Genomic DNA, 13364 nt, shown 5'->3' with positions numbered 1-13364 from the left:
TTTATAAAGTATTTACAGATAATTTAAATCTAAATTAATATAGCCAGCGACTAGCCTGTCCGGCATTCGAAATAATGAATCGAAGCATTATACTTCCAAACAAGACTAGAACAACAGGGATTGCAACCGGAATTTTATATCCTTTTAATTCCATCCCCTCTAAAATAGCAGGAACAATCATTCCCAGAAGAACCACAAATCCCCAGAAAGGAGCCGTATATTCTCCTCCTAAAAATAAGTTTGCCGCATCAATTTGCACTTGAGTACTTGCTAAAAATCCCATAAACATATGGATGATCAGAAATAGTTCGATCCCGATTATCATTAAATCTAATTGTGCAAAGCGCTTTCGTTCGGCATGATTTTTCGACATCCAAATAACTACTGCAGCACCTGCTGATAATCCTGATGCTAAAAACAAAGGCCCCAAAATAGAAGTATTCCACAATGGTCTTGCATTGAATGCAGAAAATAAAATACCCGTATAAATACCAAGAATAGTAGCCGATATTAACATGATCCAAGCCAGAATTTTTTTATTTTTCTGAAAAAAAGCAATAAGCTCTTTTGCAAAATCAAACTTCCAATCCCAATTTGGAAACAAATCTTTAATATGAAGGGCACTCCAGATCATAGAAACGGGAGTAACAACCATTAAAGTCCATGCTCCCCAAGACATTGGCGATTCTATTCTTATGGTAGTGTATAACCTCCAAAAATAAAGCTTGTGGTGTAAATCTAAGAACAAAGCAATAAGTCCCAATGCCAAAGCTATAGGTGCAAGCATAGGTGCAATTCTTACTGCAGTTTTATATTCATTTTCTTTCCCTCTCAGATAATATAAGCCTGCAAAAAACAGTAAGCCTGCAGCTAAACCTCCTAAAAACAAATAAGTTGGAATTTCCCAATGCCACACGTGCAGTTGAGGATCAATCAGTGGGTTATTTCTCCCACTTATAATTATTTCTTCTCTCATATTCTAAGTTTTATCAGATTAGGAAATACAAATGAGGTTTTGTTCCGGCTTCTGGTATTAAGGTTTTGTGCTTTCTTTTTTTCAACACCTTAGACACTTCACTATTTGGATCATCTAAATCGCCGAAATACATACATTTAGTTGGACAAACAGCAACGCAAGCCGGTTGCATTCCTTTCTTCACTCTGTGCAAACAAAAGGTACATTTATCTACATACCCTTCTGGATGAACAAACCTAGCATCGTAAGGACATGATGTAATACAAGCGCTGCAACCGATGCATTCATTTTTGGTAACCAGAACAATTCCACCTTCGGAATAGTGACTAGCACCCGTTGGGCAACAACGAACACAAGGTGAATTTTCACAATGATTACATCGTTCGGAACGTAATTCGATTTCCAATTGAGGATACGTTCCGTCCATTACTTCCACCACCCAATCGCGGCAGTATCCAATTGGAACATCATTTTCGGTTTGGCAAGCTACTACACAGTCGCTGCAACCTACACACTTTTTTGTATCAATAGCCATTGCATATCTCATAGCTTACACCTCCGTATTTTTATTATCAAATCGAAACGTTACAAAATTGCCACGCATTCCTGTTCCTCCCATTATCGGATCAATCATTACGTTAGTAATCATTTGTGTATCACTTACTCCTTTTCCAAAAGCTCTTGTCATCCTTTTATCGGCATGACCAAAACCATGAACCATATAAACAGAATCCCAACGGATACGTTCCGTAACTCTTACCTTAATTTTAAAATCAGAAATAATACCATCCTGATTTTCTAAATAAACGTATTGATCATTTTTCAAATCCCACTCTTTTGCCACCTTAGGATTGACCCATACCGTGTTTTCATCCATCAAATCAGTAAGATTTGGGTTATTGGCTGTTCGGCTAAAAGTATGCATAGGAGCACGACCATATATTAAGCGATAAAAGCCACTATCAGGTTCTGGATGTTTCGTAAATACAGGCATTGGATCGAATCCTTCCTCCTCTAAAGCGGTTGAATACAATTCAATCTTTCCAGTATTCGTATTAAACTCAATCTCCTCATCCTCACCAAAATACAAATCATCAACTTCACGATCCAACACTTTTACTCCTATGCGCTGCATTTCTTCCAAGGAAGAACCTACTTGTTTTAGTTCCCAGTCAATCTCCTCTTCGATAGTTTCGAATGGGAAATATTGAAGTAAATCTAATTTCTTAGCCAATTCACGCGCCATCCAAAAAGCTGGTTTCGTATTATATAGAGGATCTACCGCTGGCATTCTTAAAGCAATACTAGGAACTCTACCCTGCGATATTCTCAAAGAATCATATCTTTCCAGATAAGTACATTCTGGTAAAACTACATCGGCATAACCAGTAATTTCCATTGGCATAGTATCCACTACCACCAATAAATCAAGCGCTTGAATTGCATCTATCGTTTTTTTCTGATCCGGCAAGGTATTAATTAGGTTCGTTCCATTTACAATCCAACCTTTAATGGAGCAACTCATTTCGGGACTAGGTATAGTTGCCTCACAAACACCAGAAGCAAGTGCTAAATCTGCAAGCTTATATTTTCCACCCATAGCATCGCGCCAATTCTTATTTGGTGTTGGAAAATCGGGTAAATGATAATGCGGAACCGAAGCTTTCTCGGCACTATAAAAACCACCTCTTCGTCCCCAACTACCTAAGAGTGCATTCAAAATAGCCACAGCCCGCAATCGTTGAGTATCATCACCATACCAGGTAACATGTCGGCCAGGATGAACAATTACCGCTGGAGCTGCATTTGCCATTTCCCGCGCAGTTTCGCGTATTTGTTGAGGTTTTATTGTTGTAATTCCATAAGCCCATTCAGGAGTAAAAGCTTGCACATGATCTTTTAGTTGATCGAAACCGAATGTATACTTCTCTACGTACTTTTTATCGAATAAATCTTCATTAATAATAACGTGTATCCATGAAAGTAGAAGCGCAATATCTGTAGATGGTTTAATCGGTAACCAATGTTTTGATTTCCCAGCTACTGTGGAAAAGCGAGGATCAACCGTAATAATCGTTGCCCCTTTATCAATAGCATCCGACATTTCCTGAACTTGTCCGTTGTGCATATTTTCGCCCAAATGAGAACCTATAAGTACCAAACATTTAGTATCACGAATATCAGTATTCTCCGGAGAATCAATTCCCTGTCCGAAAGTAGCTAAGAAAGCAACTTCGCGCGGTCCGCGACATTGTGCATAGGAAGGAGCTGCAATATTATTGGATCCAAAACCTTTTAATAGGTTACCAAAATATTTTCCTCCAGAACCATGTGTAAACAATGCTGTACATTCGGGACCATGCTCCTCTTTAATTTTGTTCATTTTGGCAGCTATGTAATCAAATGCCTCGTCCCAAGTAGCTTCCCGAAATGATTGAGTTCCTCTTTCATCTGTTCTTATTAATGGTGTTTGTAAACGATCCTTATCGAAATACATTCCTACGCCCCCCGTTCCTCTCGGACAAAACCTGCCATTGCAATTTGGATCGTCATCGTTTCCGATGATTTTCTTAATTTTACCATTCTCATCCTTATGAACCCATCCGGCACATTTCCAAAAGCATACCTCACAATAAGTTGGAGTTCGAACGAAATCGTATGGCCCTTTAAAATAAGATTGATTTTTTTTCAATAAATTATCGGCAAATGTTTCCAATAAACCACCGCCAAAAATCAATCCAGCTGCACTTAAGGAGCTAATTTTTAAAAACTGTCTTCTGCTTTTCATATGGTGAATACTTTAAACGAATACACATTAACACATATAGAAACATACATCTATGGATGTAAACATATCTAAAAGCGAGGGTCAATAATATGTTTTAGAACACATTAATCTTCTTTGTAATCGGTCTAAAAAAAGGGAAAGCCTCAAAGCCCCTGACACAAACAAACATATAACTATTTAGATTTTTACTAAATTACATTTATTGTAATTTTTCTTTAAATAGACCTAAACTTATACCACAACACCCTCTTTTAAAGTGTAATGAGAATATTCTCATTTCGAAGAAAATCCATTCATATGTTGATAAATTTCTCTAATTAAAGCATTCCAAATATTCATTTCATTAGCATTCAAATATCAGCTCCATAAAATTATGTTCGAAGAAATTCATTTTTCAATATCATCAGGAGTATTTGCATTAAAAAACAAATTAGAACCATTAGAATCTACTTCGGGAGGGATTTTATGGTAGAGAACCTTCAGCTTCTCCAACAATTTCATCATTTTTAATCTCCCCTCTTTTAGTTCCGATTCAAAAACCGGTAAACAGGTAGAAGAATAGCACGCTACTAAAGGTTGAAATTTATTATTCGCATCAATAGGAATAACCGCTTCGTTCTGATCTAAAACACTTAATAAATTTGAGAATAAGTGGGAAGTAATATTTGGTACATCGCAGGAAACAACCAAATAAATATCGGAAGGAACTGCTTTCATACACGTATATATTCCTCCTATCGGGCCACAATTCTCTACCTCATCATTCACAATTGGAATTCCTAAATAAGAATAACAATCGTTGCCCGAACTAATAATCAATTCGTCGCAAACCGTACGCAATGCGTCTATCGAATATTCAATTAAAGCTTTTCCCTGATATTCCACCAAGCCTTTCTCTCGGCCCATTCTAGAACTCTTACCTCCTGATAATATAATTCCGGTTACTTTTTTTCTATGAGTCATATTCAAATATACGAAGAATAGTAAATGTAAAATTTTAAGTTAATTGAGTGAATTTATTTTGAATAGAAGCAGACTATTTCTACATTTAGAACGAATTTAAATAATAATTTAAACCCCCAGAAGAAATGAAAAATTTAACATTGATATTTTGCATGCTTCTTGCCGGTTTTGTCAATGCTAATAACGATATGAGCGAGAAAGTACAGAATGAAAATATGGAAATAGCAACATTAGGAGCTGGATGCTTTTGGTGCGTTGAAGCAATTTTTCAAGAGCTAAAAGGCGTAGATAAAGTTGTTTCGGGTTATATGGGCGGTAAGGAAAAAGCAAGCTACAAAGAAGTTTGTACTGGACTTACAGGGCACGCAGAAGTTTGTCAGATTTCATTTAACCCCAGTATTATAAGTTTTAAAGAGCTTCTTGAAGTATTCTGGCATGTTCACAATCCAACAACATTAAACCGACAAGGAGCAGATGTTGGCACACAGTATCGGTCTGTCATTTTCTACAATAATGACGAACAAAAGGAACTTTCAGAAGCAATAAAGAAAAAACTAAACGAATCTGGAGCTTGGGATGATCCGGTAATAACAGAAATAACTGCATCGTCGACTTTTTATCCTGCAGAAAACTACCACCAGGATTATTTTAACAATAACACCAGCCAAACCTACTGCACCTTAGTAATTAAGCCTAAACAAGAAAAATTCAAAAAAGTTTTTAAAGATAAATTAAAGTAAAACCAAAAATGCCACTTTAAAAGTGGCATTTTTTCCTTTGCCCAAATAAATACTACATTTCCCTTAAGGTGTGACATTTTTCACTTAGAATAAACCAAAATTAATCAAAACTTAATTGTAGCTTGATCAGAAAGTTAAATTTTGCTAATCTATTGTTGTAGTTTTACAATGACTATTTAAAACCAAAAGATTATAAAACTATGCTTAAACTTCTACTAAATTCTCTTTGCTTCTGTATTATCTCCATTTCGGGATTTTCGCAAGAAAATAACATTTGGAAAGACTATCCAAATTTAGGAATTATGCAATACTCCGTTATTTTAGATGATGTTTCTGAAGAAGAAAACATTTACCAAAATCCGGAATTCCAAACATCAGAACTAACCACCAAGGAAAATAGGAAGCTAAGTGCGATTAAAATTCGATACAACATTAAGAAAGATGTTATGGAATGCAAAATTGGCTCGCAACACAGTATCATCAATTCTCCCGAAAAATTAAAAGAGGTAACTATAAATGGAGAAACTTTTGAGTATAAAAAATATTTAGTGAAAAAAGATACCATTAATGGATATCTTAAAAAACTATCAGACGGCGATCAAAAGATCTATGCTAAATATTACCTACCTACCAATGGCACATTAGATATTCAAAATCAAAAATCTTATTATCTAGTACAAGAAGAATCGGAAATACCAACAAAAAAGGGATCTGCAAATACTTTAATTTCAAAATACTACAAATCCTTTCTAAAAGAAGCTAAAGAATTCGAGAACAAGAATCAATTGAATTTAGATATCCCTCGAGATTTTAAAAAATTGCTAACCTATCTTGATCAGTTAAGCAAAGACATTGTTGCTTCACGCTGAAGTTTTCCGTTAGGTGTTCGTTTAAATTCTTTGCAGAAAATAATATCCCGGGCTTGTTCGTATTTGTTGAGCAAGCCTTTTATTTTTTCCAATAAATTTAATTTATATTCGGAAGATGGAGTTTCCTTTTCAATTACTAATACCAATTTTTGCCCCAAAAATTGATCAGCGACTCCAATAATAAAGAAAGCCTCTCCAATCATTCCTCTTAATTTTTCTTCAATTTGTTCTGGAAATAACTTAAGTCCTCCCGAATTAATAACATTATCGTATCGTCCGAGCCAAATAAAATGTTTTTCGTCCAGCAGTTTCACTACATCATTGGTGCAAATTGGTTCGGAAAGAACTGCTGGAGCGTCGATTTGCAGGCATGATCTTTCATCTAAAGAAAAAGTAACGTTTCTCAATCCTTCATAGAAATTCAATTTCTGATTACCATTTAATGGTTTTATGGCCACATGAGAAACCGTTTCGGTCATGCCATAACTGGAAAAACACTTACTACTCACCATCTGCAATTGGTCTTCTAAATTGGCATCCACAGCCCCACCGCCTATTAAGAGAGTCGAAATTAATGTAAAATCAACTCCTTCACGCAAACAATTAATAACCTGAAGAGGGACCATCGCTGCAAAATCAACTTTCGACCGATAATTTTCAAAAGGATGTCCATTCGGATTAACCAAAATCAAATTCAATTGCCAAAGAAAAGCACGAACTACCATCATTTTTCCCGCAATAAAATTAGTAGACAAACAGAGTAGTGCAGTTTGTCCTTTTTTAAACTTGAAATATTCCCCCGTAAGTCTGGCGGAATTTATCATCCGCTCTTTCGATAAATCCATTACTTTGGGAACGCCGGTAGATCCGGACGATTTAGCAATGATACTACCTTTTGTATCCAACCATTCCAATATAAAAGAATACACATCGCGTTCCCATACACAATTGGTAACTACTAATTGACTTTTACAAAAGAGAAGTAATTCTGCTTCTGAATAGTGTTTCCCATTTATTGTCAGTTCCCGCATGCTTTTTTTGCTATCCGTTAAATTTCCCACTTTCCATGACTACTATAAGCTAAAAAGCCTTTCTGCATAAAAAGAGGTGATTCAATATTGTTACTATAAATTTGGCCGGTTCCTAATCCTTGTGGCATCGGATTATTTAAAGTATAAGTCCATTGGGCAATCGCATTCAATCCTATATTAGATTCTAATGCCGAGGTTACCCACCATGGTATATTTCTTTCCGTTGCTAAATCAATCCATTCCTTGCTCCCTTTTATCCCGCCAAGCAAACTTGGTTTCAAAATAATATAGTTGGGTTTAATTGTATCCAAAAGTTCCTTTCTTAAATCGGAGCCATACACTCCAATTAATTCTTCATCCAAAGCAATAGGCAAAGAACTTGTTAAGCACAAATCCGCCATTTCGTTCCATTGTCCCGCTTTTATAGGTTGTTCGATAGAATGAAGCTGAAATTCGGATAGTATCTTTAATTTCATCGGAGCATCCTTAGGTGAAAATGCCCCATTTGCATCAACCCGTAATTCAATTTTATCGGCACTAAAATTAGATCGGATCGACTGCAACAGCTTTATTTCTTCCTCAAAATTAATGGCTCCTATTTTCAGTTTCAGACAATTGAATCCATTTTCCAGTTTTTGCTGAATTTGTTCCTTCATAAAACCAAAATCACCCATCCAAACTAAACCGTTAATAGGAATTTTTGCTTTCCCATTTGTGAAATCGGAAGGGAAAAGTATTTTATTGCCTTTGGCCTGAAAATCTAAAAACGCTGTTTCCAATCCAAAATAAATAGATGGCCATTCCCTTAAGCCATCCTCCAAATAGTACCAAAAATCATCAATACTAGTGCAAATTTCTTTTATTTTATCCTCATAACCAGGTCGATCATCGCTACTTAATCCCCGAATTATAGAACATTCCCCAACTCCCTTCCTATTTGGATGCTTATCGTCCCAAATACGAATAAACCAAGAGTCTTTATGAGTTAAAACGCCACGGGAAGTTCCACTGGCTTGTTTAAATTTTAGAGGGTAATATTGATAATCTGCTTTAAGCATATTTGTATAGATTATGATTTATAAGATTTGATATAAATAAGAATAATCTCATTTCTTAATCAAATTATAGTACCAATCCTAAACCAAAAGTCAAACTAAATAATAATGTTGATAAGGCTAAGCGTTTTAATTCTGGATCTAAATCTCTGGGATTTTTATTTGCGAACACACGCATTATATTTCGCACAATAAAAGGAAAACTCAACAAAAATAGTAATTGAAAAACTGAAACCCAATTAAAAATAGTATACAAGAAGGGTAAAATCATGGCAATGGTAAGAAGAGCAAAATGATACCTTTTGGCATTAGAAGAACCCATTTTCACAACGAGAGTAATTTTCCCCGTTTTTGCATCATTTTCGACATCGCGCATATTGTTCAAATTCAAGACTCCAACGCTAAGCAAACCTAATGAAATTGCAGGTAAAAACAGACTCCCTGATAGATTCCCGGTATGAAGAAAGTAAGTGCCCAGAACACCAGTCAATCCAAAAAACAGAAAAACAAACAAATCACCAAAACCACTATAACCATAGGGATTTTTTCCCACCGTGTAATTTATAGCTGCGCCAATGGCCAAAAGACCAATAACCAACATAATAATTCCTTGATTCAGGTTGATTAACTGCATTCCTTCATACAAAAGCCACAATCCGGAACTAAAAGAAAGCAATACAAAAACAATTAACATCCCTTTCATTTCCTTTTTACTGATAAGACCACTCTGTACAGCTCTTTCCGGTCCCACGCGTTCCTGATTGTCGGCACCCGAAATAGAATCCCCTAAATCGTTCGCTAAATTCGATAATATCTGAAGAAATAAAGTGGTAAGAGTAGCTAAAATAAAAATTTTAAGACTAAACGAATGAGCTGCAAAAGCTAAAAAACTTCCCAAAAAAATACTTGAGAGTGCCAAAGGCAATGTTCGTAATCGAAATGCATGTATCCATGCTTCTGTTTTGTTCATAGGAATGTTCAAATTTGAACCTCAAAGTTAGCAATTTTAGATGCAAAATTCGGGTAACATTTCCAATTTTAGTGCATGTAAACGAAAGCCTAAAAGTTTTCAAAGTCTTCCCCCTTTCACTTTTATCCTTTCATTATAAAACTCTAAAATAAAAATTTAATCTCTTTAAAAGATTACAAAATATAAAGCACAAAAAAAGAGCGATACAAAACATCACTCTTCATTTATGCCAATAATTTATAATTAAAACGATTTTTATGCCTCCAAATCGGGTGTAATAGATGCTGCAAATTTCTTCGAAAGAGAAATGTATCTACTTTTAAAATCATCATGCTGTAAATATTCTTTAATCTGGTCCTGCCATCCATCAGCCTGTGCCGATAATTCCATAATTCGTTGCTTATTCGCTATATCTGATTTAGTTAGCTTCTCTTTTTCAACCACTTCAATATACTCATCAACCCAAATTTCATAGGTTACTAAAAAATCATCACGATCTTTATTTGTTGCAAATTTATTTGGATTGATGCTTGCCAATGCTTCGGTTTCAATTAGTGCGGCGGCACCAAGAGTTATTCCTAATTTTTGAAAAAAACCTCTTCTTGTGCTATTTTGATTACTCATAGTATTTAAATTAAGACTTTCAGATCTTAAATTTACTATTTAAATTTAGTTTAAAAAAGAATAAAATACAGAATTTAGACGTAAATAGCTCTCATATAATCTTTACTGATTTTTTTTACTATTGAAGAAATAAGTATTAGGTATTTTCGCTACTTTAAATTCATTAAATTACTATCCGTAACCCATCATTCTTAACTCATGAAACACAGCCCAAATAGAGAGGAAGCATTCGAACTTCTTAAAAAGCATACTAAATCTGAAAGTCTTATTCGACACGCCTTAGCCGTTGAGGCCGTAATGAGATATTACGCGATAAAAAATAGTGAAGATGAAGAAAAGTGGGGAATTATTGGATTAGTCCACGATTTAGATTGGGATCAATACCCCGAAGAGCACTGTAAGAAAACAAGAGAAATATTAGAATCGGAGAATTGGCCCGAAGAATATATAAGAGCCGTGGAGAGTCACGCATGGTTAAGTTGCACCGAGGTTGAACCACGCTCATTATTAGAAAAAACACTTTATGCGGTTGATGAGTTGACCGGATTGGTAACCACAACTGCATTAATCCGTCCATCAAAATCGGTATTGGATGTAAAAGTAAAATCAGTACAAAAAAATTGGAAAAACAAGCGTTTTGCCGCCGGTGTAGATCGAAATGTTATTGCACGAGGTGCCGAAATGCTTAATATGGAGATAGTTGATTTAATTCAAGGATGTATTGAAGGCATGCAGAGTGTTGCTGACGAGCTAGGGTTAAAAGGAAATCAACTAACATAAACCTATTCGTATCCATTGTAAATAGCAAAAAAAGACCAACAAATGAATTAGTAAAGCGTAAAGAATAGGAAGTGATGGTATTAATTTAAACATGAAAACATGCGAAAATTATTATTTCTATTTAGTGCCTTATTATACATCTTTCTTTCCACTTTTATTTCTTCACCAAGTTTTGCAAAAAACGCAATTCAAAATGAAACAAATATTTTGGTGCTTCATAGCTATCATCAAGGATTAGCATGGACAGACAGTATTACAAGTGGAATACGATCAGTTTTTAAAAATCGACCGGAAATTAATCTGATTTTTGAATATTTAGATACAAAACGTAATTACAACGAGGACTACTTTACTGCATTACAAAACATCTATAAAGTAAAAGCTAAACAAATTCCTTTTGAAGCCATAATTACAAGCGACAATGCAGCTTTCGATTTTATTCGAGAATATGGCAATGAATTTTACCCTGATGTTCCTGTTATATTTTGTGGAGTAAATGATTTAGATCCGAATATTCTTAAAGATTATCCAAACTTTTATGGTTATGGAGAAAAAGCCGATCATTTCGGAACCATCTCTGCAGTACAACGCATTTTTCCAGAGAAAAAAAACATATTCATAATCAATGACAATACAACTACCGGACAAGCAATTCAAAAAGAACTAAATGGAATTACAGATCGGTTTAAAAATCTTCATTTTGAATCAATTTCTGAATTCACAATGGAAAGCTTGCAAGAAACAATCAAAAATTTAGATGATAGTTACGTAATTTACTTGCTAGTGCTCAATAGAGACAAAAACGGCAACTTCATATCCTACCAAAATGGAATCACTCAGATTAAAGAAATTGCGCATGTTCCAATATTTGGATCCTGGGATTTTTATTTGAACAAAGGTTTATTTGGAGGGAAAATTACCAGAGGATATGAACAAGGAGAAAGAGCTGCAATGCTGGCACTAAAATTAATACAGGAACCTTTTACGAATAATATACCTCAATTTAATAACCTTCCAAGCACCTATGTTTTCGATTTCAATGAATTAACTCATTTTAATATTTCAAAAAATAAATTACCGAAAAACAGCACAACAATTAACGAACCAAAAGATTCTGACTTACTTCTAAAAATTAGTGTCGCCAGCATTATTATTTTGATAATTATAGTGTTCGCACTCTTAATTTGGTTAAAAGTAAAGCAAAAAAGAGCGAAGTTGCTTCAGCGATTAATTCATGAAAAGACTTCGAAATTAAACGAAACAAATCTTGAACTAGAACAAGTAATTCAAAATAAAAACAAATTTTTTTCCATTTTAGCTCACGACTTACGAGGCTCCATTGGGGTAATTTTAAACCTATCAACATTTATTAATAAAGAGGAATTTGAAATTAGTGAAGAAGAAAAAAATGAATTCAACAAAGATATCTTTCACGTTGCAACACGAACAAATGGATTACTAGAAGACTTATTTTACTGGGGAACTATTCAAGCTGAAGAAGGACCAAAACTAAATTTCACTGAATTTGATATTAACGAAGTTTTAACAGAAATGGCAGCAACTTTTCAGGTAAACCTTAGCGAAGTTTGTTTTGACAAAAATTTTAGCGGAGAACTAAAAATAAGCAGTGATCTTAATATCTGTAAGTTTTTATTCCGAAATATTTTTCAAAATGCGATTAAATATAGTTACAAAAAAGGAAGAGTAGCAATTCAATCGCACACCGAAGAAGACTTATTTTACATTGAGGTAAAAGACTATGGATTAGGCATGTCTAAGAAAATAATTGATAGTATCTATCAAAAAAATCCCATCCGAATAGAAGGCTTATCGGGACAAAAAACAACTGGAATGGGATTACCTACGGTTCTTGATTATTTAGAAATATTAGGAGGAAAACTTTTAATTACGAGCGAAGAAGGTAAAGGCTCAAGCTTTACAATAGTTTTGAAAAGCAAATAATCAAGCACCTTCAGAACTTAAATTTTTCTACCATAATACAAGTGATCGCAAATTTCACCATCGATATCGGCAACATGTGGCATTAACCCCCAGCGTTCGAAACCGAACTTAGCGAGCAACTTAAGACTTGCCAAATTTGCAGCCAACAAAATAGCAAAAAGACTCTTGAACTGATACTTGGGAGCTTCGTTAATAGCGAACTGCATTAATTGCGAGCCAATTCCTTTCTGTAAATGCTCCTCGTCGATGTAATAACTAACCTCTGCTGCCGATTGTAATGCTCTGCGTCCTGCTCTGTAGGCACTAAAACAAATCCAACCTATTACCTTCTCATTTTCAATCGCAACAAATATTGGATATTGATCGGGATGATGCCCTTCGAACCATTTTATGCGTTGCTCCAAAGTAATTTCATCTAAATCGGCAGTACAGTAACGTTTGCGCACAGCCTGATTATAAATATCATTTATAATTGGTAGATCGGATGAAGCAGCTAGACGAATTTTCATTGTATTTCTTTTTATTTTGAGTGTTCAAGATAATAAAAATATAGATTCGCAACTACCCCCACGGATTTCAAAAAAAAACAGCCGCCAATAAGCCCCT

The 13364-nt window shown here is 34.8% G+C and carries 13 protein-coding genes; 4 read left to right on the top strand and 9 right to left on the bottom strand.

All coding sequences use genetic code 11. The annotated features are described in order from the left end of the window. Positions 1-34: 34 nt before the first annotated feature. The 4 genes from nrfD to mobA all read right to left on the bottom strand — a co-directional run bounded on the left by nrfD (position 35) and on the right by mobA (position 4727). On the bottom strand, positions 35-976 hold the full coding sequence (gene nrfD, locus BZG02_RS13145) for an NrfD/PsrC family molybdoenzyme membrane anchor subunit (protein ID WP_101261902.1): 942 nt from the start codon (positions 974-976) through the stop codon (positions 35-37). Positions 977-989: 13 nt separating this feature from the next. Continuing rightward, on the bottom strand, positions 990-1511 hold the full coding sequence (locus tag BZG02_RS13140) for a 4Fe-4S dicluster domain-containing protein (protein ID WP_218972238.1): 522 nt from the start codon (positions 1509-1511) through the stop codon (positions 990-992). A 15-nt stretch (positions 1512-1526) separates the two neighbouring features. Beyond that, positions 1527-3764: a molybdopterin-containing oxidoreductase family protein gene (locus tag BZG02_RS13135; RefSeq protein ID WP_101261900.1), complete on the bottom strand. Its 2238-nt coding sequence runs from the start codon at positions 3762-3764 to the stop codon at positions 1527-1529. A 387-nt stretch (positions 3765-4151) separates the two neighbouring features. Continuing rightward, positions 4152-4727 (bottom strand): molybdenum cofactor guanylyltransferase, encoded by a 576-nt coding sequence (gene mobA, locus BZG02_RS13130; protein WP_101261899.1) that lies wholly within the window; start codon positions 4725-4727, stop codon positions 4152-4154. A gap of 125 nt (positions 4728-4852) precedes the next feature. Between mobA and msrA the strand changes: the two genes are divergently transcribed. Together msrA and BZG02_RS13120 are read left to right on the top strand one after the other, a co-directional pair. Next, positions 4853-5467 carry a peptide-methionine (S)-S-oxide reductase MsrA gene (msrA, locus tag BZG02_RS13125; protein ID WP_180335719.1) on the top strand — a complete coding sequence of 205 codons (615 nt, stop codon included), beginning with the start codon at positions 4853-4855 and terminating at the stop codon, positions 5465-5467. A gap of 200 nt (positions 5468-5667) precedes the next feature. Then, positions 5668-6336, top strand: coding sequence for a hypothetical protein (locus BZG02_RS13120; RefSeq protein ID WP_101261898.1), 669 nt, complete (start codon positions 5668-5670; stop codon positions 6334-6336). Here BZG02_RS13120 and BZG02_RS13115 read toward each other — a convergent pair. The 4 genes from BZG02_RS13115 to BZG02_RS13100 form a co-directional block, all read right to left on the bottom strand. After that, a complete protein-coding gene (locus BZG02_RS13115) occupies positions 6303-7367 on the bottom strand; it encodes an AMP-binding protein (protein WP_143470469.1) in 1065 nt (354 codons plus the stop codon). The genes BZG02_RS13120 and BZG02_RS13115 overlap by 34 nt on opposite strands. 17 nt (positions 7368-7384) lie before the next feature. Next, a complete protein-coding gene (locus tag BZG02_RS13110) occupies positions 7385-8425 on the bottom strand; it encodes an o-succinylbenzoate synthase (protein WP_101261896.1) in 1041 nt (346 codons plus the stop codon). A 64-nt stretch (positions 8426-8489) separates the two neighbouring features. After that, positions 8490-9392 (bottom strand): 1,4-dihydroxy-2-naphthoate polyprenyltransferase, encoded by a 903-nt coding sequence (locus BZG02_RS13105; RefSeq protein WP_101261895.1) that lies wholly within the window; start codon positions 9390-9392, stop codon positions 8490-8492. 255 nt (positions 9393-9647) lie between these two features. Then, positions 9648-10016, bottom strand: a complete 369-nt coding sequence (locus tag BZG02_RS13100; RefSeq protein ID WP_101261894.1) for a hypothetical protein — start codon at positions 10014-10016, stop codon at positions 9648-9650. Between the two features lie 198 nt (positions 10017-10214). On the opposite strand from BZG02_RS13100, the gene BZG02_RS13095 reads away from it, so the two are divergent. Then, a complete protein-coding gene (locus BZG02_RS13095) occupies positions 10215-10796 on the top strand; it encodes an HD domain-containing protein (protein ID WP_101261893.1) in 582 nt (193 codons plus the stop codon). A 99-nt stretch (positions 10797-10895) separates the two neighbouring features. Continuing rightward, the gene (locus tag BZG02_RS13090; protein WP_101261892.1) at positions 10896-12758 is read left to right on the top strand and encodes a sensor histidine kinase; all 1863 of its coding nucleotides are present in this window, start codon (positions 10896-10898) and stop codon (positions 12756-12758) included. Positions 12759-12775: 17 nt separating this feature from the next. On the opposite strand, the gene BZG02_RS13085 is transcribed toward BZG02_RS13090, so the two are convergent. Continuing rightward, positions 12776-13267 (bottom strand): GNAT family N-acetyltransferase, encoded by a 492-nt coding sequence (locus tag BZG02_RS13085; protein ID WP_101261891.1) that lies wholly within the window; start codon positions 13265-13267, stop codon positions 12776-12778. Between the last annotated feature and the right edge of the window lie 97 nt (positions 13268-13364).

This window comes from Labilibaculum filiforme (assembly GCF_002843315.1).
Lineage (GTDB): Bacteria > Bacteroidota > Bacteroidia > Bacteroidales > Marinifilaceae > Labilibaculum > Labilibaculum filiforme.
Note: the sequence above shows the minus strand (reverse complement) of the source record. Positions and strands in the feature narration are given on the sequence as shown.

Excerpts from the sequence above, each read along its gene's own strand:
- BZG02_RS13110 (WP_101261896.1), bottom strand. The coding sequence starts at position 8,425 with ATGCTTAAAGCAGATTATCAATATTACCCTCTAAAATTTAAACAAGCC.
- BZG02_RS13135 (WP_101261900.1), bottom strand. The coding sequence starts at position 3,764 with ATGAAAAGCAGAAGACAGTTTTTAAAAATTAGCTCCTTAAGTGCAGCT.
- BZG02_RS13090 (WP_101261892.1), top strand. The coding sequence starts at position 10,896 with ATGCGAAAATTATTATTTCTATTTAGTGCCTTATTATACATCTTTCTT.
- mobA (WP_101261899.1), bottom strand. The coding sequence starts at position 4,727 with ATGACTCATAGAAAAAAAGTAACCGGAATTATATTATCAGGAGGTAAG.
- BZG02_RS13105 (WP_101261895.1), bottom strand. The coding sequence starts at position 9,392 with ATGAACAAAACAGAAGCATGGATACATGCATTTCGATTACGAACATTG.
- BZG02_RS13095 (WP_101261893.1), top strand. The coding sequence starts at position 10,215 with ATGAAACACAGCCCAAATAGAGAGGAAGCATTCGAACTTCTTAAAAAG.
- BZG02_RS13120 (WP_101261898.1), top strand. The coding sequence starts at position 5,668 with ATGCTTAAACTTCTACTAAATTCTCTTTGCTTCTGTATTATCTCCATT.
- nrfD (WP_101261902.1), bottom strand. The coding sequence starts at position 976 with ATGAGAGAAGAAATAATTATAAGTGGGAGAAATAACCCACTGATTGAT.
- BZG02_RS13100 (WP_101261894.1), bottom strand. The coding sequence starts at position 10,016 with ATGAGTAATCAAAATAGCACAAGAAGAGGTTTTTTTCAAAAATTAGGA.
- BZG02_RS13115 (WP_143470469.1), bottom strand. The coding sequence starts at position 7,367 with ATGCGGGAACTGACAATAAATGGGAAACACTATTCAGAAGCAGAATTA.
- BZG02_RS13085 (WP_101261891.1), bottom strand. The coding sequence starts at position 13,267 with ATGAAAATTCGTCTAGCTGCTTCATCCGATCTACCAATTATAAATGAT.
- msrA (WP_180335719.1), top strand. The coding sequence starts at position 4,853 with ATGAAAAATTTAACATTGATATTTTGCATGCTTCTTGCCGGTTTTGTC.
- BZG02_RS13140 (WP_218972238.1), bottom strand. The coding sequence starts at position 1,511 with ATGGCTATTGATACAAAAAAGTGTGTAGGTTGCAGCGACTGTGTAGTA.